Here is a 22,303-nt window from a genome sequence, read left to right as displayed (position 1 = left end):
TAAGCCCCTTATTAGGGGCTTTTTTGTGGGCAAAATAATCATGACTGATATTCAGACCATTTGGGATGTTTCGACAGGAACGGGCGATTACGAGATTGAGAATGGTGAATTAAGTAAAGGCCATGATGTTAGAACATCGGTTTTAATAAGTTTATTCACCGATCGAGTAGCAGATGTAAATGATGAGTTACCAGATAACACACAAGATCGCCGTGGATGGTGGGGTGATACAGGGCAAAAATATCCGATTGGATCAAGGTTGTACCTTTTAGATCGATCAAAAGCACCGACAAATATTGAACTAGAAGCCATTAATTATGCAGCGGAAGCGGTCCAGTGGATGATAGACGATAACATTGTTGCAAAATTCGATATTCAAGCAAAATTTATTCATAACAATCAATTAAGAATGATTGTTGTTGCTTATCGTCAAGATGGCAGCATTTTAAGTGAAATTTCAGAGGAGCTTTGGTAAATGGCATTTGTTAGACCATCTCTAAGCGATTTGATTAAACGATCCCTTCAAAACATTATTTCAACTTTACCAAAAGCTGATGCATTACTACGTTTCTCAAACTTAAATGTAATAGGCACTGTTGTAGCTGGTATGACTCATCAACACTATGGGTACTTAGATTATATTGCTTTACAGGCCACCCCTTATACAGCAACAGATGAATACTTAGAAGCATGGGGGGCTTTACGAGGGGTTTATCGTAAGGCGGCTACACAAGCGATTGGTACTGTAAAATTTAGTGCGATTGCTGGTGCAATTATTCCAAATGGAACAAAAATAATTCGGAGTGATAGCCAACAATATACTGTTATAAACTCATCTCAAAGCGCTGATTTTATTGTTGTCACAATACAAGCGCTCGCGGATCCAAACGGCTTGAAAGGGGCTGATGGCAATAGCGAGGCTGAAACTCAATTTTCACTTGGACAATCAATACCAGGGGTAAATTCTTCTGGTATATCCGGGCCAATTGTTGGCGGTGCTGATATTGAAACCAGTGAAGACTTTAAGTCTAGAGTCATTGCCGCATATCAATCAACACCGCAAGGTGGCGCTAAAAATGATTACGAAGTATGGGCAACAGAAGTTGAAGGGGTTACTCGCGCGTGGTGTGTGCCTTTAGTTTATGGCGCTGGCACTGTAGGTGTGTATTTTTTGGTTGAAAGTAGTGATAGCAATCCTATGGGTTTGCCTCAAGGTAACAATGGGGTTGCAAGTGGTGAGGAACGAGATACACCAGCAACAGGGGACCAGTTAAGGATAGCGAATTATTTATACCCACTTCGCCCAACAACGGCATTGGTTTATGGACTGTCACCAACATTGGAATCGATCAATTTAAGTATTCAAGGTGTTAAGCCTGTAGACCGTGAGGCGGTTAGGTTGTCACTCCAACAATCACTTTTAAATAATTCTGCACCTGGCAGGAAAGTGTTGATTGCTTCAATTTGGGCAGCAGTAAACAAAGTCGAAAGTGTAAATGACTTTAGCATTATCTCACCGATTGCCGATGTACCTGTGGCATCAAGTTCAATCGCAGTTCTTGGGAACATTAATTGGAGTTAGCATGGCTCAATCAAGATTTACACTTGAGCAATACACCAAAGCGATTAAATCTCTATTACCAAGGGGGCGAGTATGGTCACGTGCAACTTCAGGTATTCAACATGATTTAATTGAAGGGATTGCTAAATCATTTCAACAGGTAGATGCAGATGCATCACAGCTTTTAATAGAGGCATTTCCAGCAACAACAACTCAATTAATAGACGAATGGAATTTGACAGTTGGAATACCTGATTATTGTTTTGGTGCTCCTGATTCAATAGAGCAAAACAGGCAATATATCGTTGCAAAACTAATTGCTGATGGTGGCCAAAGTAACGGTTATTACATCGCAATCGCTAAATCTTTGGGAATTGATATTGTCATTCGAGAGTTCACACCAACGCATTATGACTTAGACGCCCCAGAGGGTTTAATTATTAATCCAAGTGACTGGTGGCATACTTGGAAAGTAGTAATCGATGTTAATTCGCCTTCTTTGGTTGAGTACTCAGGTGATGAAGCTGCAATAAAAAATTCCAATTCCTATAAAGCCTTAATGTGCTTATTTGAAAGATATAAGCCCGCACATACGCAATTCTATTCAACTTTATTCGATTTTGTAGAAATTGATAGCGATCCTGTTTTTGGTTTTATGGAAGCAGAAGAAGATGCGGAGCCGTTTGGCCAAGGTCGATTCTATAAATGATTTTCGGGAGTATATAAATGCCTCTTTCTCAACCAGAGTTAAATGCAGTAGCATTTGCAGTAAACAGTACTTTAAAAAATACAATTCCTGCAACAACCAGTACCCGTGGCGCAGCTTCGTTTGATAAAGGCTTTCCGCCTGAAACAATGGTTAAAAAACTAGCAGGTGGTATTGCCCCAAGCGGTTATGATTTTAACGGTATTTTAAACTTTTTCGGTCAGCATCAAGTTTGGCAAAATGCAGGTGGTAAATATAAATTTAACTCTACTATTGCCAATGCTCTAGGTGGATATCACAAAGGGGCCGTTCTTAGTTCCGATGATGGTCTACGTTTGTACGTGAGTACTATAGATGGAAATATGAATAATCTAAATAATGTTTTAACTGGCTGGGCTTTAATAGCTACAAGCGAGTTTGAAAATATTATTAATACTGAAAAGAATGATCGAATTAGCAGTGATAACTTACTGAATAATAAAATTGATTATGAGATTTTACAGCGTGAAAATGCAGATAATTTGATTCGGCAAAGCTTGTTTCTTGGACAGGCTATTATCAATGCTGGAGATTTTATCGGATCAAGGGCACTATCAACTGTTTATATCAATAACACCCTATACCCAAAAGTAATAAGTATTACAAGTGATCAAAGCGTGGGAAATACAGAGTTAGGTGGTTTTTTTGGTAAGACACCTGGCGTTTTTACCAAAGTTGCTGGGGGGCGAATTAACTCTAACGTTACACCAGGCGGCTGCAACATCCTATTCATTGTTCCACCTCAGTATTATTACAAGGTGGAGGGAACTGGTTTAACGAATTGGTTTGAATATTAATAAAAGGTCTAAAAATGAAATATTTTAAAGATAAAGATGGTTCAGTTTATGCCTTTGAGGATGATGGATCTCAAGATGAATTTATTACCCCTACAATGAAAAAGATGACTAATTCTCAAATAGATCGTCATTTAAACCCACAGAAATATCTAAATGATGAAGAAAAAAATCTAATTTACCTTCAATCATTAAGACCTCTAACTCGCCGTCAATTTATGTTGGCTCTTGTAGAAAATGATCTTGATGAAGCTGTTGAAACTGCAATAGGCAATATTCAAGATGCCAAACAGCGAAAACAGATGAGTATTGAATATAACGATGCTCAAACTTTCGAGCGTTTCAGTGCGTCAATAATGACTATGGCCACATTAATTAATTTAGATGAAGAAAGCCTAAATTCTATGTGGGAAAAAGCTTTGACGTTGTAAGAGGGAAATTTAAATGATTCCATTTAATAAAATACCAAGGGGACTAAGAGTCCCTTTATTTTTTGGTGAGTTAGCAATTGATGGCGATGTGTTAGGGGGGAGTTCACAACCACCTCAACCAGGTATTAGTTGTGTTGGTGCATCTGAAAAAATGAACTTTGGAAGTTTTCGTGGTTATTGGGATATGGAACTAAACGGAGTTTTTTATCCATCATCAACAGACTTACTTCAAAACTATATTACAAATCATTTTAGTGACAAAATTTACGCTGATTATGATGGGTTTATTAATTTTGGCAATATCTCACACGATGATCACAGGATACGTCTTATACCAATAATGGATGCGGGTTATTCCAATCCTTATGGGAATGACACCTTTATGAAAAATGAGGATGGTAGTTTAACGTTTTGCTTGAAAGGAGTTGTTGAAAAACCCGTAATTTCATGTGACGGTGCAACAGCCAATTTACCTTTAAGTATTACCCTACCAATGCATGCAGCAGATGGTACTTTTACTATTAGAGATTCAAGCAAAACAGCTAATAATGAATTGGATGTTATTGTTGAAATTTTTGGATCAGACATTGTTGAGGGGCAAGATTTTGTAACTCAATTAAAGACTTTAGTAAATCCAGATTATGCAAGCTTAGTTTCATTTACCACACTTAATCCAACAGTTTTTGCTGGAGATGGTACGGTTACAGGTTATATCAATATCAAAGCAAACGTACCAGATTTGCGTATCTCAGTAGAATTGATTAAAGCAATTGATGTAAATCCTGAACTCTTATTTTTAAATATCCTTACACCAACAAATCCAGCTACACCTACATATTTTTGGGATACTCATGATCCTGAAAATGGTAATTACTTATTAAGTGCTTGTATAAGTGACAATAATTTAATTTCATGTGCAGGGGCAACTCAATCAATATTGTTTGAACCAGGACCTGCATTTAATGGTCAAATTAATTGGGCTGTTGAGTTTGATGGAGTTACTTACGATATTGGTAACGTTTGGGCTGGTGAAATTATCAGCAATATGCCTAGCAACATTAAAGATATGATTTTCATGGAATGGACTGGCTCATGGTTGGTGGAAAACAGAGATACTCAACCACACAGATTTAAATTAATACCTTCACCTAAGCCTGGTTATGATCCTATTCAAGCGCCATCATCAACTAACGAATCATTTTTGTTAAATGAAGATGGTTCATTTGCATTTTGTTTAGCTGGGGCTGAACCAGTTTTCCCACCATATGCAGTAGTGAAAACAAGTGCGCTTTGGGGCAGTAGCTTTCCTGCCAAAATCACTGTTAATGGTACAGAATATTCAGGCGATCTATTCGGCAATTTAGCTGACGTTTTAGCACATCAATACAATATCTACACAGGTTTTGAAAGAATCTATGGGGATTTTGAAGGTGATCCTGATTTAGTACGTGTTGTATTTGCTGGGGATGTCTTTGCTGAGAATGCAAGTGTCTCTGTTGAGTTTTTATCTGAAATCGCTATAAATATTGATGATAGCTTCTCGTACTCAGAAAATGATACGCTTAAAATTAATGGTAAATCAGCAAGTTTTAATATTGGTAAGTTGGTTTGTATTACTAAAGTCGCTCAATATGGCAGTATCAATAATTCCAACTTTTTACTTGAGTATGGTCAGCCATTTAATTTTAGAGTTGGGGATAAAATTAATACCAATATCCTCACAAATAGAATTGCTGGTGCTGGAATAGAAGATCCTGCAAGCTTTTGCGCTTCTGCAGCATCACCAGAGGGCTGTGTGCAAAGCAATCTACTTTCTAACTTGAGTGAGCAATGGAATCCCGAATTAAGGACGATTAATGTAAAAGTAAGTTGGTCAGGACTAAGTAGAGTTGTGATGCCATTAAATGCAAGCGATGATAAAGGTGTTGGTGACCCTTTTGCTACAGCAAAATTTGTAGTACAGCCAAACGATAAGACTCCTATCAATGATATGTATTTTCTTGGTTATACCATTCCAACATGTGATGATATGCCATCTTAAACAATGACCTCCTTCGGGAGGTTTTTTTATTGCTTGGAGAAAACATGAACTCATTAAGACCCAGTATTGTTTTAGGCGATACCTTGCATGGAACTTGGACCTATGTTGATTGTGACGGAAAGCCAGTAGCAATTACGGATGATTTATTATTTTTAAGCTCCGTAATGATTAAAGAAACAAAATATTCTGTTTTATTAACTGTGCTTGATCAGACACAAAATAAAGGAGAAATAGCTTTTATTGCACAGACAATAGATTGGTCAACCGGTATTGCAGAAATGGATATAAAGGTAATGTCAGATGGTTTTGTAAAGCATTCTGAAAAGCACTGCTTTAATGTTGTGCGAGGTATTTCTTAATGAGGTTCAAATTAAATTTTGGTATTTTACCCAATATCGGCAACATTATTCAGAATGTTAGAAGTGTTAATAGTAAGACTGGTGATGTTGTTCTGAGTGCTGCAGATGTTGGTTCAGAGCCTTTGGGAGCTGTTGAAACAGTAAAAAATCAACTCAATCAAGATATTTCAATTGTTAAAAATCTTGCCGAAGTGAATCAGCTTAATTTGACGAAAAAAGCTGATTTGTTTGAATTAGAACAGACGCAAATCCAAGTTGAATCAAACCGATTATTACTTTTAAACAAAGCAGATCTCACTGCTATTGCAATGCTGACGACTTTAATAGACACCAAAGCGGATCAACACTATGTACAAGAGCAAATCGCTAATCTTGTGAACGGTGATCAATCAATTATTAATGCAATTCAGGAAATTGCCACAGCATTAAAAGAAAATGAGGATTTAATACAAGCATTAGATTATACAGTTGCAAATCGGGTTCGCTTTGATATTGCAAACCAAGCTTTAACTGCTTTACAGAAGTTTAATGCTAGAACGAATATTAATGCTGAGGAATCAGGAACCGCTGCAATGCTCATTGCTCAAATTACAGTACAGACACTTGGTGCTGCAACAGCAGCTCAAGGGGCAAAAGCAGATACTGCGCTCCAAAGTGCAGATGTGGCACCAGTGGCGTTGTCTGGGCTATTTAGTAGTCTTACGGGGCAAAGCAAAATATTTGATGTTGTCTTTTCTGCCTATACAGAGGGACCTAATTCATTAGTCACCACCTCAGATTCACTTGGAGTGATGTTAGGTAAGTTGCAAGCTCAAATCAAAGCAGGCTTTAGTTCAAATGTTGAGTGGGTTAAAGCAGAGAATGTTGGTGTAATAAGTGACGGCTTTATTCCGTATGTGACCTTACAATCAAGAAGAATCGATTTAGAGTTTGCTAAAATTGATGGAATGCTCTACATGAGAGGTGGGTGTGAGCTAACTCGTGTAATTGACGCAACAAAGAATTTAATCAAATTAAATCCTGAATATTACGTCAGAAGTTATTTTTACAATAACGTTGCAAATATCACAGCTCAACCCAACTGCTATTTTAGAGTAGACCCATCAATAGAAAATGCTTTTGTAATTTTAGCATCGGGCATGGTTCTTACTACTGAGGACATTCCTTTTTACGATCAATCTATAAGGTGGTGGAGAAACGACGATAATGTTGGAAAAATAGGAAATTGGTTGATTGGGGGGCAAGGTGGGATTGTCTGCCTCGGGTCCCTGGTAACACCTTAATATTAACGTAAAAGTAATGAACGAAATTGAATGCACCAAAAGGTGTTTTTTTATTGCCGAAAAATGGGGGCGTTATGTCTGAAAGCGGTGTAACTGAAACGGTAACAGGGTTAACAATTAGCAAGGCTGCAACCTATGCTGGAAGCGCAGTAGGTGCTGTATCTGCGTGGCTTGGCTCATTAGATATTGCAGTTTTAATCAGTATCATTATTGCGATTATTGGTTTTTTAATGAACTGGTATTTTGCAAGAAAGAAAGACCGGCGTGATGAAATTGAACACAAAGCATATTTAGAAAGCTTAAAGGATAAATGCAATGTCAAACAAGACTAAAATCTTAGTAACATTAATGGCAGCCTCGGCTGCTTTTTTTGTGGTTGTGAAAAAAGACGAAGGCTATACAGCTTACCCTGTAATCCCAGTTAAAGGGGATGTACCAACTCAAGGGCACGGATCTACCGTAAAACCTAATGGTGTAGCAGTAAAAATGTCAGATCCGCCTATTTCACGTGATACAGCAGATAAATGGCTCAAAAATGATGTTTCAAAGCTTGAAGTAACTTATAAAAACCTTTTGAAGGGTGTGAAATTATCTCAAACAGAATATGACCTGTATCTTGATTTTTCTTATCAATACGGGATGAGAGCTTTTAGTAATTCATCAATGCTTAGAAATCTCAAAGCAGGGCAATACAAGCAAGCATGTGCATCACTTCTTAAATACAAATACGTTGCAAAGCGTGATTGTTCGGTACGGTCAAATGGATGTTATGGAGTTTGGACAAGACAAGTTGAGCGACATAAGAAATGTATGGAGGTGCAGTAATGCAAGCATTCTTAGCGAAATTTTATGAAACCGTCATTATTACAATGGCGGTTTTTTTATTGTTGGCCATAACTGCGTTAGGCATTCAATCATGGCGTGTAAATCATTTTAAAAGTGCATTCACATTACTGAATGCAAAATACAAAACAGAAGTTGCTGAAGCCAAAGCATTGGCAGAACAAGCCAAAGCCTTAGCAGCATTAAAAGAGAAACAATGGTCTGAACAACAGTTAAAAGCGGAGCAAAACTATAATGCTAAAATTAAACAAATTAAGTCTGATGCTGATCTTGCTCAGTCCAGCGCTGACAGCTTGTCAAAGCAACTCAAAATTGCAGGCAGTCGCTTGTCCAGTAGTTCCAAAGAAACCATTATTGAGTACACGAATACCAGTGGTGACATACTCGAAAACTGCATCATTGAATATCGAACAATGGCAGAAAAAGCTGATGGACACGCAGCTGATGCAGAAAAATTGATTGAAGCATGGCCCTCGGATTGAGGGCAATTATTAGATATTTAATTAATTTCATAATTGAATATCTAATACTAATAAGTTAATATTATTTTTTAATTAACAATATGCATATGAATATTGAGAAAATAAACATTAAAAAAAATCACCATTTTGTTAGTCAATTTTATTTAGAAAGATGGGCTAATGGTAGCTTATTGCGAATTAGCGATGGTCGGGGGGGTGTTTTTCATTCAGATGTTAAAAATATTGCATTCAAGAAAAATTTTTATAAAATAGTAATGTTTAATGAAGTTCAAATTGATTTATTTAAAAAATTATGTATTTCTAGTGGTTTTGGTGATTTTGATATATATAGATTGACTATTGAGCCAATTCTTGATTTTCAATTTTCTATACGTAATCTTGAAAAAAGAATATTGAAATTAAAAAATTTAAATATAAATGTAGATGAAGAATATAAAAAGTTAAACAAATTAAAAGATATCTATAAACATAATACAATTGAAGATAAGTTTAGTGATGAAGAGGCTCAATATAGTAGTGTTTTAAAAAAGGTAGTTAATTCAAGTGATAAAACTAATTTTACATTCAAAGAATACTGCACGTTAATTTTTTTTATAATTTTTCAGCTATATAAGACACCTAAAAAAATTATTAATATTGGTCTAGGCAATGATGATTGTAGTATAAAAAAAATTTGTGAAGATTTTAAGTTTGATAAGGATGAATTTCATACATTTAAAATTTATTTTCTTTTTTGTATCGCTGAACTAATTAACCAAACACGCATCAAAAGAGTTGATAAAATTAATATTATTTATAATAAATCTGTAATAGATTTTATAACCTCAGATGATCCTTGTTTTAATCAAAAATTTGAAAGTGGTGGATTTTTTATTAAATTGCCTGTTTCTCCAAGAGTTGCAATAGAAATTTGTGAAAATAATGATGAAAATACGAGCGAATTGTTTAATTTTTATAATACTGAACATAATTTTGATTCAGTAAGCGTTAGTGATTCTTTAATTAATTTTTCTGAAGTTGATATTAAATATGTTTCTGATTTAAATAAGGATATCTTAGCACATAAAGATAAGCATATTTATTGTAGAAAGAAAGTATAATAATGAGTTTAGATAATTATTTATTTACAACTAGCAGCCCATCCCAACTAAAATAATTCTGCGTCACTTTTCATTGACTCATGCTCCAATTTCTATCCTTCAATAAACATGGCCCTCTGAGTGAGGGTTAATTTGTATTAGACCTATTTGTTACATGAGAATTAGTTTAAATTTACTTAACTCTGTTTCCATTTTCATCAATTATTACTTCACCATCCTCTTTTTTAAAGGCACCCATTTGTGGATTTGGCAAAATATCTAAAACTATTTCAGATGGTCTACAAAGCCTTACTCCAATCTCAGTTACAACAAAAGGGCGATTAATTAAAATAGGAAATTCAATCATAAATCCAATTAATTGATCATTACTCCAAAGCTCTTTTTCTAATTCAAGTTTTTCATAAGGCTCAACATTCTTGCGAATAGCTTCACGAACAGTCAATCCTGATTTTTCGATTAATTCTATTAACTCTTGTTGGTTCGGTGGATTTTTCAAGTACTCAATAACTTCAGGTTCTTGTCCTGAATTTTGAATTAGTGCCAAAGTATTTCTTGACGTTCCGCATGCAGGATTATGGTAAATCTTAATTTTTTGTGACATGAGATTTCTCAATAAAAAAGGATATTGCATTTATATATGGATATGCGTATATTCGCAATAGTAAATATATAGAGTATTAAAAAATGGATCAAACAGATTTCTTTAAGTGTCTTTCTGACCCAACTCGTTTAGACATTTTAAAAATTGTAATTGCAAAACAAAATGTATGTGTCTGTGAACTAACAGAACAACTTGAACTTAGCCAACCTAAGATTTCTCGACATTTAGCATTGCTTAGAAATCTTTCAATTTTGCTTGACCAAAGACAAGGCCAATGGGTGTATTACCGATTGAATCCTAATCTTCCTGAATGGGCTAATTCCGTTTTAAACATCATCTCAATTCAAAATGACGAAATGATTAACACCAATAAAGTTAATTCGTCAATTTCAATTCATTGTGAGTAATCCCCATGAAATTTTTATTTTTATGTACTGGTAACAGTTGCAGAAGCATTCTTTCAGAAGTGTTATTTAATAGTCGTGCGCCTTCAGGTTGGAAAGCTTATAGTGCTGGCAGTAAACCAACAGGTACGCTTCATCCATTAACAATTAAAACTCTTGAAAACTTAGGACTATCAACGGAAGGTTTATCAAGTAAAACAGTTGATGATTGTGAACAATATCAACCTGATGTTGTGATTACTGTTTGTGATCAAGCAGCACAAGAAGCTTGTCCACTTTATCTAGGTGGAGCAATCAAAGCACATTGGGGGCTTGCCGATCCATCTCATTTAGATCTTCCAGAAGAAGAAAAGCTTAAAGCATTTTTAGTTACTGTGAATCACATCAATAAGCGTTTGGATGCTTTATTTACCTTAGATGTAAATAAACTTACACGTCCTGAACTTATTTCTGAAATCAATAAAATTTCAAATATTGAGTAAGATAATGATCACATCAAAACTGTCTTTTTTAGATCGCAATTTAACGTTATGGATATTCATTGCAATGGCGCTGGGGGTTGGGATTGGTGTGTTTTTCCCCCAAGCTTCAATTACTTTGGACAAGTTAAGTATTGATTCAGTAAATATTCCTATTGCGCTAGGTCTAATTCTGATGATGTATCCGCCGCTTGCCAAAGTAGACTATGCAACTTTGCCACAAGTTTTCAAAGATAAACGAACTCTAACTCTTTCTTTGGTTCAAAACTGGCTTATTGCACCATGCTTAATGTTTGTATTAGCTATTATTTTTCTGCATTCCTATCCTGAATATATGACTGGGCTAATTCTGATTGGTTTGGCACGATGTATAGCAATGGTTCTGGTTTGGAATGGTTTAGCATGTGGTGACAATCAATATGTTGCAGCGTTAGTCGCATTTAATAGTATTTTTCAAATACTATTTTTCAGCACCTATGCTTGGCTATTCCTAACATATTTACCACCATTTTTTGGCGTGGAATCACAAGTCATTGATGTGGATTTCTGGACTATTACACATGCTGTACTCGTTTATTTAGGAATTCCTTTTTTACTTGGTTTTTTAACTCGATTGATTTTAGTCAAACAAAAAGGTTTGGAATGGTACCAAACTAAGTTTATACCGAAGATCAGCCCTTTAAGTCTAATTGCGCTCTTATTTACAATTGTGGCCATGTTTAGCCTTAAAGGTGGAGAAGTAGTAAGCTTACCATTAGATGTAATCCGCATTGCAATTCCTTTAACAATCTACTTTGTTGTTATGTTCTTCATTAGTTTCTTTATGAGCAAATGGATGGGGAATGATTATCCTAAAACCACAGCAATTTCATTTACTGCGGCAGGGAATAACTTTGAATTGGCACTGGCTGTTGCGATAGCAACTTTTGGTTTAGCTTCACCTGTGGCGTTTACAACTGTCATTGGTCCACTAGTTGAAGTACCAGTATTGATTGGTTTAGTTAGCGTGTCCTTGTGGCTCAGAAAAAAGTTTTTTAAAGAAGAGGTGTAATTTTTATGACGCTCCCAAATCTAGATTTAAATCTTCTTGAACAACCAACTTTAGAAAAGGTTCAAGCAAAAGAAGTAAATCATGCTCCACGGATTTTACTGTTATATGGTTCAAATCGTGAACGGTCATTTAGTCGATTGGCAGTTTTAGAAGCTGGCCGAATATTGGAGTATTTAGGTGCTGAAGTAAAAGTTTTCCATCCAAAAGGTTTACCTCTACCTGAAGACGCTGATACAGATCATCCAAAAGTTAAAGAACTTCACGAATTGTTATCTTGGTCTGAAGGTATGGTTTGGTGCTCACCAGAACGCCATGGTTCTATGAGTTCAATTTTTAAAGCTCAGATTGACTGGATACCTTTAGCAGCTGGAGCAATTCGAGCTACTCAAGGAAAAACATTAGCATTGATGCAGGTAAGTGGTGGATCTCAGTCCTTTAACAGCTTGAATCAAATGCGTGTTTTAGGGCGTTGGATGCGTATGATCACTATTCCTAATCAATCTTCTATACCTAAGGCATTCCTAGAGTTTGATGAAAATGATCGAATGAAACAATCCTCTTATTACACTCGGATTGTAGATGTAATGGAAGAGCTTTATAAATTTACACTTTTAACTAGAGGGCAATCAGCCTATTTAACTGATCGATATTCAGAGCGAGTTGAAAGTGCAGAGGAATTATCAAAACGTGTAAACCAAAATGCGATTTAATTTTTAAAATCAGTGCATTTATTGAGTTTTAATATTAAAACTTGGAGTAAACGTTTTAGTGCTTTTTAGAGTCTTTTTAATTTTATAGTATGGAGTGTTGCATCTTAAAAATTATCATTACTAACAGATACGTACATTGTACATATCAAGTCTGACATCTCCATACTACAAAATTTAAGCAAGAGAGTAATATCACCAAGGGGCTGACTAATTGACAGGCCCTTTTTAATTTTTGTGACTTATAAAAAAGTTGAAAAATAAGTACAGAAAACCTGTTAAGTCTACAAATTATTAATTTTAAAAGTAGACCTATAGTAGACCAGAAATAGACTGCTAAATATTCCTAAATATTGCTTATTAAAGATAAATTGACATAACTTATTGAATATATTCATTTAATGTTTTGCCTATTAATTCTTATTATTGCTTGATATTGCTAGATTTTAAGTAAATATTAGAATTTGGAATTCGAATTTATTACTCATGTTGCTATGCATTCCTGTGTTGTTTATTGCATATCTATCAATTGCTTGCCAGTACTTACTTGCGCTGATTCAATTTCAAATCATTCAGTTGAAAAAACAAGAACTTTATCTTGCTGATCTGATTGCTTGATTGAATTTTACAATATTTATAAAGGAACCTATCAACTACGCCAAAAGCATCTATGAGATGTTTTGAGAGAAACGGAAATCTACATGAACAGCGGACTGGTTGCTTGAACAGTACGTGTATATAAGCTTTAGAGGCTATATTGTAGAAAAGTAAATTGATTTGCCCCACTTATAAATTTGCACAAGAGTTTAACCCTGACTTTGGCGCGAATTTTAGCACAAGGCATGCTTTCTCAAATGGCACAAGATTACAATTCGAAAGAGGAGAGTAGGGGCAGAAGGAGATTAGATTGGAGGGAGATTACCCACACTTAAGAGCCTCTGTAGGAACTGATCCTAGCTAAAATAATAAAAATTCAGTTCATCTAAAACTATAGGTTACTTTTATTTTTCTAAATTAATATAATACAGCTTATGCGCAAGGCCCAATTTATGAGCCTTTTGGTTATTGATTTAACATGTATGTTCTTATCTAAAAAACTAATAATATTTTTAAGTTATTTTTTAGTGTTCAATATTATTGAATTTGCTATTTCCATCATTTCATTTTTACTTAAATTATAAGCATTTATCTGATAATAATTTCTATCATTAACAAAAGTTAGCTTCTGTATCAATTCTGATGGTAGTTCTTCATAAATAGCTGGAGTATTATTCGACAGTGAAGCATTAAGAGTCTCTTTAACCAATTGTTGTGTTGATTTTTCTGGTTTCAAATTAATTTGTTCTATTTCGACTTTGCTCTTATTATTTTCATAAAGCTTATATATGCCATTCCAACCTTCGCCTTCATTATAGGCGCCAAAATTTTGAGCACCAGTCAATTTGAGATTATGTTTCTCTAATATTTCATTAGGTGTGCTTTTGAATCCATCAAGATCACTTATCATTTTCTCTAAAGTTTTTTCTTTTAAATTTTCTCTAGCTTTATCTAAGTCACTAAATTCTTTAACTTTAACCCCACCACTAAGGCTGCCTTTTTGGTTCAAATTTTCTAATGCTTGTTTAATGGAGTCTTTAGTGATGTCATCAAAGTCATTTAAAGATGTGTAAACAACTCCATTAGCAATTCCTTCTTTCATAATTTTATCATACTGCTCTGCAGTCATATTTAAAGGGGGCGGATTACTAGCTTTACTCAAATTTTTACTATTATCATCAACTTTGTCATTAATTTTTTCAGAAGCTTGTAACTCATTTTTTATGCTGGCTAGACTAATAATCTCTTGCTTTTCACTACTTTTATCACTTTTTGAAAAGTAGATATATCCTATGCAGAAAATCAAAATTACCAGTATAGCTACAATTAGTTTAAGTATTCGCATAATTCCATGGCCATCCTTGTAATTTATTACAATTTGTTGCTGAAGTATTACTACTATTTATGTTTGTTAAACTAAAGCGAGTGGAATGATTACCTGTTACTGACCAAAAGTGTTCTGCTGCAGTTGTACCAGATTTATCTACAAAAGATACATAAACTCGCCAGTCCCATAAATATCCTAACCCAGACTGTAATTGTCTTGTTTGTATATTTTTATTTTTAGGCACTTGAGTTGTTCTCACCCACATATCAGCTGAATCTCCAACATAATAGCTTAACGATTCATTATGATATCCAATACCAACAGGGGTTACAGCCCAACAATTTGCCCTACTAACCATAATTGGTAATTTTCCCATGGGAGCAGCTAATAATAACTCTGTAGAAAACAAACATGATATAAGAAGAAGTATTTTTTTCATTTCATTATCACTTTTTAAATAATTATATTTTATTCTTATAAATCATTTATAAAAATTTATCAAATTATTTTTTATGAAAAATTCACTCTCCCATACATATGACGATTTTATTTAATGAGCCTAACAGCTAGCCTTAGATGCAATTAAGAATGTTGATTTCTCAATTTTTAAAAAACAAAAATAATTCAGCTTATATGAAATATTAGATAATTTTTATACATCAATAACCGAATTATACCTCGCCCTAAACTCTTGAAACTTGTGTCAAGGCAGGACAAAGAAAATCTCGCTATGGATCATTGATACTGTTGCTAAATACAATGATTGTAGTACTTTGAATGATGTGAAGAATAAAGCCCTCACTTGATTGAGAACTTTGGTTTTAAATTTTTCAAGGTTATTTAATTAATTCAATATTAGTGAGAGGTTTTTCACTCCCATCTAATTGATATTCAAATATTTGGTAAATGCACCGTCTATTGTCTTTACGAATATAAGTACCATAATTTTTATTTGCCTCAAAATTGACTTTATAAATTCTTTTTCTGCAAGATGTTGTCACATTAACATTTCCTTGTAATTCTGAATATGAATAATGCAGACTTATTATAAAAGGACGTCCTGCTGGAACTTTATATTCAGCAAAAATTCGCTGGTTAGATGGAGTAAATGGCATACCAATAATTTTGGCCTCATAGTCAATAGACATAAGTCCCGAATTAAATCGCTTTGTAGCAACTGAACCACCATTTTTATCATTTCTTATATCAGCTAATTTTTTTGAGTTCGGATAAATATTTACTCTAGATGCATCACTATAAAATGCACGTAAATTAGCTGTTTCGCCTGTTGTTGGTTCTTGATATTTAGATTTAGTGTTAGCAATTACATTATGAACACTTTCCATAGCGATGCACCCACCCATAAATGGCATAATAGTCAAAGGAAGGTATTGAAAGAAACGCATTTACGACCTCTTTAAATTAAAAAATTTTTATTAATAAGTGTTTTTAATAAAAATATAATTATAAATTAAAGATTTAGGTTTAACAATGAGTATCTTGATTAAATAAATGCACATTAGCGGCCACACAATTGAAATACTCTTTTTCAACTTGGGTGATTTCCAAAATAGTTGGATTCTGTACCACTACACTATCCAGTTGCTAATTCTACTAATTAAGGATAACTAAAAAAGTAGATCCATATTTGACCAAAAATAAACTACTAAATATTGCTTAATAGTGATAATGATTTTAAATATATAGATATGAAGTCTTTATTTTCTATTATTACTATATTTTCATTAATTTTTTCAACAAGCTTATAGGTTTAGATGTAGCTGCATCATCAAAAAATATCTCAACTAATAAGTTTGATTCGCGAAAGATTCTAATTTTTTAATTAATTGCTTGATGCTTTTACCGAGTGTTACCCGCTTTGAAATTTTTGATTATTTATATCAATGCTTAGTGGTCGCCTTGCCCTAAATGCTAGAATCAGGGCAAGGAAGAAATATTACATCCTAAAAAGTAGGTGGCATATACGTTAAAGTACGACCAAGAATCCACAATAAGAATAAAACTAAGGGTAAATGAAAGACAAGCTGGGTAACCGTAAATCCAATGACATCTTTGGCCTTTAACTTTAAAATTCCCAGCATGGGTAACATAAAGAAAGGGTTAATTAAGTTGGGTAAAGCTTCTGCTGCATTATATATTTGAACAGACCAGCCCAAATGTACTTTCAGATCGTGTGCAGCCTGCATGACATAAGGTGCTTCAATAATCCACTTACCACCACCTGATGGAATGAAGAAACCTAAAATAGCAGAATATAGTCCCATAACAATTGCGAAAGTTTCCTTGGATGCAATCGATACAAAAAATTCAGCAATATAATGAGATAGAGATAAATCCTGTGCGTTCATTGCACTTGTCATGATAAAAGCAATACTTCCATAGAGTGGAAATTGAATCAGTACGCCAGAAACCGCAGGGACAGCTTTAGAAACGGCATTTAAAAAATTTCGAGGAGTTCCGTGTAAAGCAATACCGAGCATTAAGAAGATAAAGTTGTAAGTGTTTAAACTGGAAATCGCAATAATCGGATTGCTTTTTGTAAATTCATTAAACATCCAGATCAGGCCTAAAACCACAATTAAAATGCTAAGAATAGGGGAGTTTTCCAGCCAGTCACCTGGGCGTTTTTTGCATTGGACTTCGGTCTTTTCATCTTCAAAATGAATATCAAATTCATCAATGGTTTTTATGCTATTGCCTTTAGGTGCAGACCAGAATGCAATGGCAATTGACACGATAATCAATACGGCAGTCATAATCATCGACTGTGGTAAAAAGATTGTTTCAGTAAAAGGAATGATACCGGTTAAGTTATAAAGTGGTTCAGGTAAGCTGGCTTTATTTGCCTGTAATTGGGCAGCGGAAGAACTAATACCCAGTGCCCAAGTTGCTCCCATACCAATAATAGCGGCTGCGGCAGCTGCACGATAATCCATATTCAGCTCTTTACGCTTGGATAGTGCAATCACCAAAAGGGCAGTTAAAATTGTACTCATGGCCCAGTTAATCAGTGAAATTAAGAGGCTGACGGTCGCTACAAAAACGATAGCATTCCTTCCAGATGTTGGAATCTGAGCCATTTTTTGAATCAGCATTTCAACAGGTTTGGATACTGAAACCACATAACCAACAACAATCAACATACACATTTGCATCGTAAATGGAATCAAACTCCAGAAACCATTGCCAAATGAAATTGCGACATCCTGAACAGATGCTCCTATTCCAATCGCAGCAATGGCGACAATGATGACGCCTAACAGGGCAAAGATATAGGAATCAGGAAACCATTTTTCTGACCAATCACTGACTTTTATTGCAAATTTTTGTAATATATTCTGAGTGTTATCCATATTTAAATATCCTATTTATTCGATTATGAAACCAGTACATCCATGTTGAAAATATTGATTTTCGGGTGATAACGATCAATATCAGTGAGTTTGAATATTTGTATAAAAGACTCTCGAATGAGCTTTAGGGATATGCACTGTTAAATTTTTTTTAAACTCACATTCCATGCAAGTTCACTCAATTTGATTCCTTTTTTGTGTTGCTCAGTCAAAATTAGCAACTGTCCTTTTATTAAATTATTAACATTGAATTGGCTTTTTTATAAATTTAAAGTTTTAAACGTACAATAAGAAAAACTCATTAATCAAAAGAGTATGCCCATCTGCATTTGCAGCGTGAAATAAATGATGGCAATTGAATATCCGTTCTATATTTCATAACTTCAACTCTCGACAAAACCCGTTCATTCCAAAATTATTTTTTTGTAATTGTTTAAATAAGCAGCATGGTTATATGATGCTTTGATATTTTTTATCTTTAAACTACTTCCGAGCAGCCAATTGAGTGTAGGAGTTTATATCCAGAGCTGAGTGAAAAGGATGTATCGAAGAGAATTTTATAAAATAATAAAATTAAATATTAACAATAGCTTATTTGTTTAAATAACAAATTTTTAATGGGATGAATGTAATTAAATAAGTCTATTAAAACCAACAAAAGTTTTTTATTAAGTTTTAATTAAATTAATGTGTAATAACTCTTTACTATGCTCATTATTTTTTGTATGCTTTTTATTGCAAATGATAATTCTTATCATTCATATTTAGATGTTTTATTTGTTTTCAACTGTTTATGTCGTCCATCTACTGGAATTCTATTTATGAGTAAGTTTAACCTTCGTCCTATTTCAATCGCACTTTTAGGAATTACAACAACTTCAGCCTTTGCAAATAGCAAGACAGAATCTGCTACACAACAACTTTCAACAATTGTTGTTTCTGCAGCGGGTTATGAGCAAAAACTAAAAGATGCGCCGGCAAGTATTACTGTGATCACCGCACAAGATCTAAAAGATAAACGTATAAACTCAATTGCAGATGCATTAGTTGATGTTGAGGGGGTTGATATTAGCCCTGGTGGTGGGAAAACTGGCGGTTTAAATATACGTATCCGTGGGATGGATTCTGAGTATTCTCTGGTTTTGATTGATGGCCGTCGTCAGAACAGTACAGGGGATATCGCACCAAATGCTTTTGGTGAGTCAAATAATAGTTTTATTCCTCCAGTTTCAGCAATTGAACGAATCGAAGTGATTCGAGGACCTGCTTCTACATTGTATGGTTCTGATGCTATTGGTGGTGTGGTCAATATTATTACAAAAAAAGTTTCAAATGAATGGACAGGCTCCATCACATTAGAAGGGACGTTACTGCCAAACAGTTCAGATTTTGGTAATCAACGTGCTGCTGATGGATTTATTACTGGTCCAATTATCAAGGATTTGTTAGGAGTGCAACTTCGTGCTCGAAAAGCACAACGGAGTCAATCCAATGTTGGTTATCTCGATGTAAATGATAATTCAGTAGAGCTAAACATGGGGAATAACCCAACCAAATCAGATTTAGAAACCATTGGTGCTCGTTTAACATTTACCCCGACAAAGCAACATGACCTCTCGGTAGAATATGAAAAAACTGAACAATGGTATGACAATAGTAAGAGTCAACTTGGTACGCTTGGTGCAAATGGTGGTTATGATAAAACAAAAGAATTTAATAGAGATCGACTAGCACTTGTACACACATGGCGCAATAAAATAGGGACCTTGGAATCAAGTATTAGTAATATTCAAACCGAAACCATTGGTCGCCTTATTCCAGCACGTGCTCAAGCAGGTTCAAATGTGATCACACCACGTCTTTTAGAAAGTGAGGATACGATTTTTGATACTAAATTGGCGACTCAATATTTTAAAGGACACAATATTACCCTTGGTGGGCAATGGTGGGATGCAAGTATTAAAGATGGATTAAGGGTAAATAAAGAGGTTTCTTTTCAGCAATTGGGTCTTTTTGCTGAAGATACATGGGCACTTACCCCAGATCTAGCTTTAACCATGGGTTTACGTTTTGATAATCATGATACATTTGGTAGTTTTTGGACACCTAGAGCATATTTAGTTTGGAATGCAAATGACAATTGGACGTTTAAAGGTGGTTATAGTGAGGGCTATAAAGCACCTCGCTTAGAGCGCCTGACCAATGGGATTTATAATGTTGGTGGACAGGGGAGAATTCCTCTTTTTGGAAGTCCAGATTTAAAACCTGAAACCAGTAATAACTTCGAGCTGGGTACTTATTTTAATAATGGTTCTAATTTTGATGCCAACATCACAGCATTTTTCAGTCAGATTAAAGATAAAATAGTCAATGGACCAGTGGAAAGAACCTGTGATGCCAATCTTACTAAAGCTGACTGTGAAAAAGAAATGGCAAGACTTGGTACACCATGGCAAATGCGACCTGAAGATACTGGCAAACGCGCTTGGGATCTTACTCGCCCGATCAATGCTCGAGAAGCAGAAATCTATGGTGTTGAAACCGGCTTAAACTGGGAGTTTGTACCGACTTGGAAATTTGGCCTAAACTATACATGGACAGTGGCAGAAATTAAGGACAAAAAGAATGGTAATCCGCCTTTAAACGATACACCGAAACATATGGTCAATGCATCATTAAAATGGCAAGCAGATGATAAAATTCAATTATGGGCGCGAGGTGAATATAGAAGTGAGCGTGCGCGTTTTACACCAGATTATTATAGTAGTCTACCAGTAGTGAACCAAGCTGTTTATGATGCATTAGGTGATTATAAAGCATATGGTTTGATGCATATGGGATCAAATTTTAATGTAAATAATCAGTGGGATATTGGCGTTGGTTTATATAACGTTTTTGATAAAAACTTTGTTGATTATCAAAAAGTAGGTGCTGACTATTATAATCGATATAAAAATACTCAAGAAGGACGCCGTGTTCAATTGAGCACAACGTTTAAATTCTAATAAAGCTCAACTTCGATTAGCATTATAAAAGCCCTATTTGTATAGGGCTTTTATATATAAAATAATAATAAAAACAAAGGATTATTCAATATTTCCTTGAATTGATTATTTTGGTTCAGGTGGTGTCATCCCAAATTGTAAATAGGCTTGATTGGTTGCAATACGCCCACGAGCGGTACGCATAGCATAGCCTTGCTGAATCAAATAGGGTTCAATCACATCTTCTAAGGTGCCTGAATCTTCAGCCATTGCTGCAGCTAAAGCTTCAACGCCAGCAGGGCCGCCATCAAAACGTTCTAATAACATCGATAAATAACGACGGTCTAACGTATCTAAACCATCTTTATCAACATTTAACATATCCAATGCACGTTGTGCCATGTGTTGAGTGACTTCACCCGTGCCTTTAACTTGTGCATAGTCACGCACACGACGTAACAAACGGTTAGCAATACGCGGAGTACCACGCGCACGACGAGCAATTTCTTTTGCACCGTCTGCTGTTGTGGGAACATTCATTAATGATGCTGAACGCGCCACAATATGAGTTAAATCTTCAACTGAATAAAATTCTAAACGTTGCACAATTCCAAAGCGATCACGCAAAGGTGAGGTGAGTAGACCTGCACGTGTTGTCGCAGCAACCAAGGTAAATGGTGGTAAGTCTAATTTTATCGAACGTGCGCCAGGGCCTTCACCAATCATGATGTCGAGTTGGTAATCTTCCATCGCGGGATAAAGAATTTCTTCAATCACTGGAGAGAGGCGATGAATTTCATCGATAAATAGCACATCACCTTCTTCAAGATTGGTCAGCATTGCAGCCAAATCACCTGCACGTTCCAATACTGGACCAGAGGTGGATTTAAGATTCCCCCCCATTTCACGAGCAATAATATTGGCCAATGTGGTTTTACCTAAACCGGGTGGGCCAAAGATCAAGGTATGATCAAGTGCTTCACCACGACCACGAGCAGCACCAATGAAAATTTCCATTTGCTCTCGTACAACAGGTTGGCCTATATAATCATCCAAAGAGGTTGGACGAATGGCACGATCAAAGTGATCTTCGGGTTTTTCAGCCCCACTGATTAAACGGTCTTGCATGAGTGTCTTAAT

General features: G+C 35.1%; 23 protein-coding genes. 17 read left to right on the top strand and 6 right to left on the bottom strand.

Annotated elements, in window-relative coordinates; translation table 11 throughout:
- Positions 1-40 precede the first annotated feature (40 nt).
- The 12 genes from AS4_RS13870 (at position 41) to AS4_RS13815 (ending at position 9,639) form a co-directional block, all read left to right on the top strand.
- Positions 41-475, top strand: a complete 435-nt coding sequence (locus AS4_RS13870; RefSeq protein ID WP_096734508.1) for a phage GP46 family protein — start codon at positions 41-43, stop codon at positions 473-475.
- Complete coding sequence (locus tag AS4_RS13865; protein ID WP_096734507.1) at positions 476-1,582, top strand: baseplate J/gp47 family protein; 1,107 nt, start codon at positions 476-478, stop codon at positions 1,580-1,582.
- A gap of 1 nt (position 1,583) precedes the next feature.
- The gene (locus AS4_RS13860; protein ID WP_167468949.1) at positions 1,584-2,270 is read left to right on the top strand and encodes a YmfQ family protein; all 687 of its coding nucleotides are present in this window, start codon (positions 1,584-1,586) and stop codon (positions 2,268-2,270) included.
- A 17-nt stretch (positions 2,271-2,287) separates the two neighbouring features.
- Positions 2,288-3,103, top strand: a complete 816-nt coding sequence (locus AS4_RS13855; protein ID WP_096734505.1) for a hypothetical protein — start codon at positions 2,288-2,290, stop codon at positions 3,101-3,103.
- Between the two features lie 14 nt (positions 3,104-3,117).
- Positions 3,118-3,531, top strand: coding sequence for a hypothetical protein (locus AS4_RS13850; RefSeq protein WP_096734504.1), 414 nt, complete (start codon positions 3,118-3,120; stop codon positions 3,529-3,531).
- A gap of 13 nt (positions 3,532-3,544) precedes the next feature.
- Entirely contained in the window at positions 3,545-5,572 is a 2,028-nt protein-coding gene (locus AS4_RS13845; RefSeq protein ID WP_096734503.1) for a hypothetical protein, read from the top strand.
- Positions 5,573-5,616: 44 nt separating this feature from the next.
- Positions 5,617-5,931: a hypothetical protein gene (locus AS4_RS13840; protein ID WP_096734502.1), complete on the top strand. Its 315-nt coding sequence runs from the start codon at positions 5,617-5,619 to the stop codon at positions 5,929-5,931.
- Positions 5,931-7,214, top strand: coding sequence for a hypothetical protein (locus AS4_RS13835; protein WP_096734501.1), 1,284 nt, complete (start codon positions 5,931-5,933; stop codon positions 7,212-7,214). The genes AS4_RS13840 and AS4_RS13835 overlap by 1 nt, the downstream gene beginning before the upstream one ends.
- Before the next feature lie 74 nt (positions 7,215-7,288).
- Entirely contained in the window at positions 7,289-7,546 is a 258-nt protein-coding gene (locus tag AS4_RS13830; RefSeq protein WP_096735535.1) for a holin, read from the top strand.
- Entirely contained in the window at positions 7,530-8,039 is a 510-nt protein-coding gene (locus AS4_RS13825) for a glycoside hydrolase family protein (protein WP_096734500.1), read from the top strand. The genes AS4_RS13830 and AS4_RS13825 overlap by 17 nt, the downstream gene beginning before the upstream one ends.
- Positions 8,039-8,539 carry an efflux RND transporter periplasmic adaptor subunit gene (locus tag AS4_RS13820; protein WP_227548080.1) on the top strand — a complete coding sequence of 167 codons (501 nt, stop codon included), beginning with the start codon at positions 8,039-8,041 and terminating at the stop codon, positions 8,537-8,539. Before AS4_RS13825 ends, AS4_RS13820 begins: the two co-directional genes overlap by 1 nt.
- Positions 8,540-8,625: 86 nt before the next feature.
- Positions 8,626-9,639 (top strand): DUF4238 domain-containing protein, encoded by a 1,014-nt coding sequence (locus AS4_RS13815; RefSeq protein WP_167468948.1) that lies wholly within the window; start codon positions 8,626-8,628, stop codon positions 9,637-9,639.
- Positions 9,640-9,811: 172 nt separating this feature from the next.
- Here the strand turns inward: AS4_RS13815 and arsC are convergent, their stop codons facing one another.
- Positions 9,812-10,240 (bottom strand): arsenate reductase (glutaredoxin), encoded by a 429-nt coding sequence (gene arsC / locus AS4_RS13810; RefSeq protein WP_096734497.1) that lies wholly within the window; start codon positions 10,238-10,240, stop codon positions 9,812-9,814.
- Between the two features lie 83 nt (positions 10,241-10,323).
- Here arsC and AS4_RS13805 point away from each other — a divergent pair, with 83 nt between their 5' ends.
- Genes AS4_RS13805 through arsH form a run of 4 tightly spaced genes read left to right on the top strand, consistent with a single transcriptional unit; the run spans position 10,324 to position 12,884 of the window.
- The gene (locus AS4_RS13805; RefSeq protein ID WP_096734496.1) at positions 10,324-10,647 is read left to right on the top strand and encodes an ArsR/SmtB family transcription factor; all 324 of its coding nucleotides are present in this window, start codon (positions 10,324-10,326) and stop codon (positions 10,645-10,647) included.
- 5 nt (positions 10,648-10,652) lie between these two features.
- The gene (locus AS4_RS13800; RefSeq protein ID WP_096734495.1) at positions 10,653-11,126 is read left to right on the top strand and encodes an arsenate reductase ArsC; all 474 of its coding nucleotides are present in this window, start codon (positions 10,653-10,655) and stop codon (positions 11,124-11,126) included.
- Positions 11,127-11,130: 4 nt separating this feature from the next.
- Positions 11,131-12,174, top strand: coding sequence for an ACR3 family arsenite efflux transporter (gene arsB, locus AS4_RS13795; protein WP_096734494.1), 1,044 nt, complete (start codon positions 11,131-11,133; stop codon positions 12,172-12,174).
- A 5-nt stretch (positions 12,175-12,179) separates the two neighbouring features.
- A complete protein-coding gene (gene arsH, locus AS4_RS13790; RefSeq protein WP_096734493.1) occupies positions 12,180-12,884 on the top strand; it encodes an arsenical resistance protein ArsH in 705 nt (234 codons plus the stop codon).
- A 1,111-nt stretch (positions 12,885-13,995) separates the two neighbouring features.
- Here the strand turns inward: arsH and AS4_RS13785 are convergent.
- The 4 genes from AS4_RS13785 to AS4_RS13770 form a co-directional block, all read right to left on the bottom strand.
- Entirely contained in the window at positions 13,996-14,823 is an 828-nt protein-coding gene (locus AS4_RS13785; protein ID WP_096734492.1) for a hypothetical protein, read from the bottom strand.
- Positions 14,810-15,244, bottom strand: a complete 435-nt coding sequence (locus tag AS4_RS13780; protein WP_096734491.1) for a hypothetical protein — start codon at positions 15,242-15,244, stop codon at positions 14,810-14,812. Before AS4_RS13780 ends, AS4_RS13785 begins: the two co-directional genes overlap by 14 nt.
- 397 nt (positions 15,245-15,641) lie before the next feature.
- Positions 15,642-16,211, bottom strand: coding sequence for a hypothetical protein (locus AS4_RS13775; RefSeq protein ID WP_034611728.1), 570 nt, complete (start codon positions 16,209-16,211; stop codon positions 15,642-15,644).
- A gap of 558 nt (positions 16,212-16,769) precedes the next feature.
- Positions 16,770-18,179 (bottom strand): short-chain fatty acid transporter, encoded by a 1,410-nt coding sequence (locus tag AS4_RS13770; protein ID WP_096734490.1) that lies wholly within the window; start codon positions 18,177-18,179, stop codon positions 16,770-16,772.
- 821 nt (positions 18,180-19,000) lie between these two features.
- Between AS4_RS13770 and AS4_RS13765 the strand changes: the two genes are divergently transcribed.
- The gene (locus tag AS4_RS13765; RefSeq protein ID WP_096735534.1) at positions 19,001-21,184 is read left to right on the top strand and encodes a TonB-dependent receptor domain-containing protein; all 2,184 of its coding nucleotides are present in this window, start codon (positions 19,001-19,003) and stop codon (positions 21,182-21,184) included.
- Between the two features lie 105 nt (positions 21,185-21,289).
- Here AS4_RS13765 and ruvB read toward each other — a convergent pair whose 3' ends face one another.
- The gene (gene ruvB / locus AS4_RS13760) at positions 21,290-22,291 is read right to left on the bottom strand and encodes a Holliday junction branch migration DNA helicase RuvB (RefSeq protein WP_004724408.1); all 1,002 of its coding nucleotides are present in this window, start codon (positions 22,289-22,291) and stop codon (positions 21,290-21,292) included.
- Between the last annotated feature and the right edge of the window lie 12 nt (positions 22,292-22,303).

The organism is Acinetobacter guillouiae, from assembly GCF_002370525.2.
In the GTDB taxonomy this organism is placed as follows: Bacteria; Pseudomonadota; Gammaproteobacteria; order Pseudomonadales; family Moraxellaceae; genus Acinetobacter; species Acinetobacter guillouiae.
Note: the sequence above shows the minus strand (reverse complement) of the source record. Positions and strands in the feature narration are given on the sequence as shown.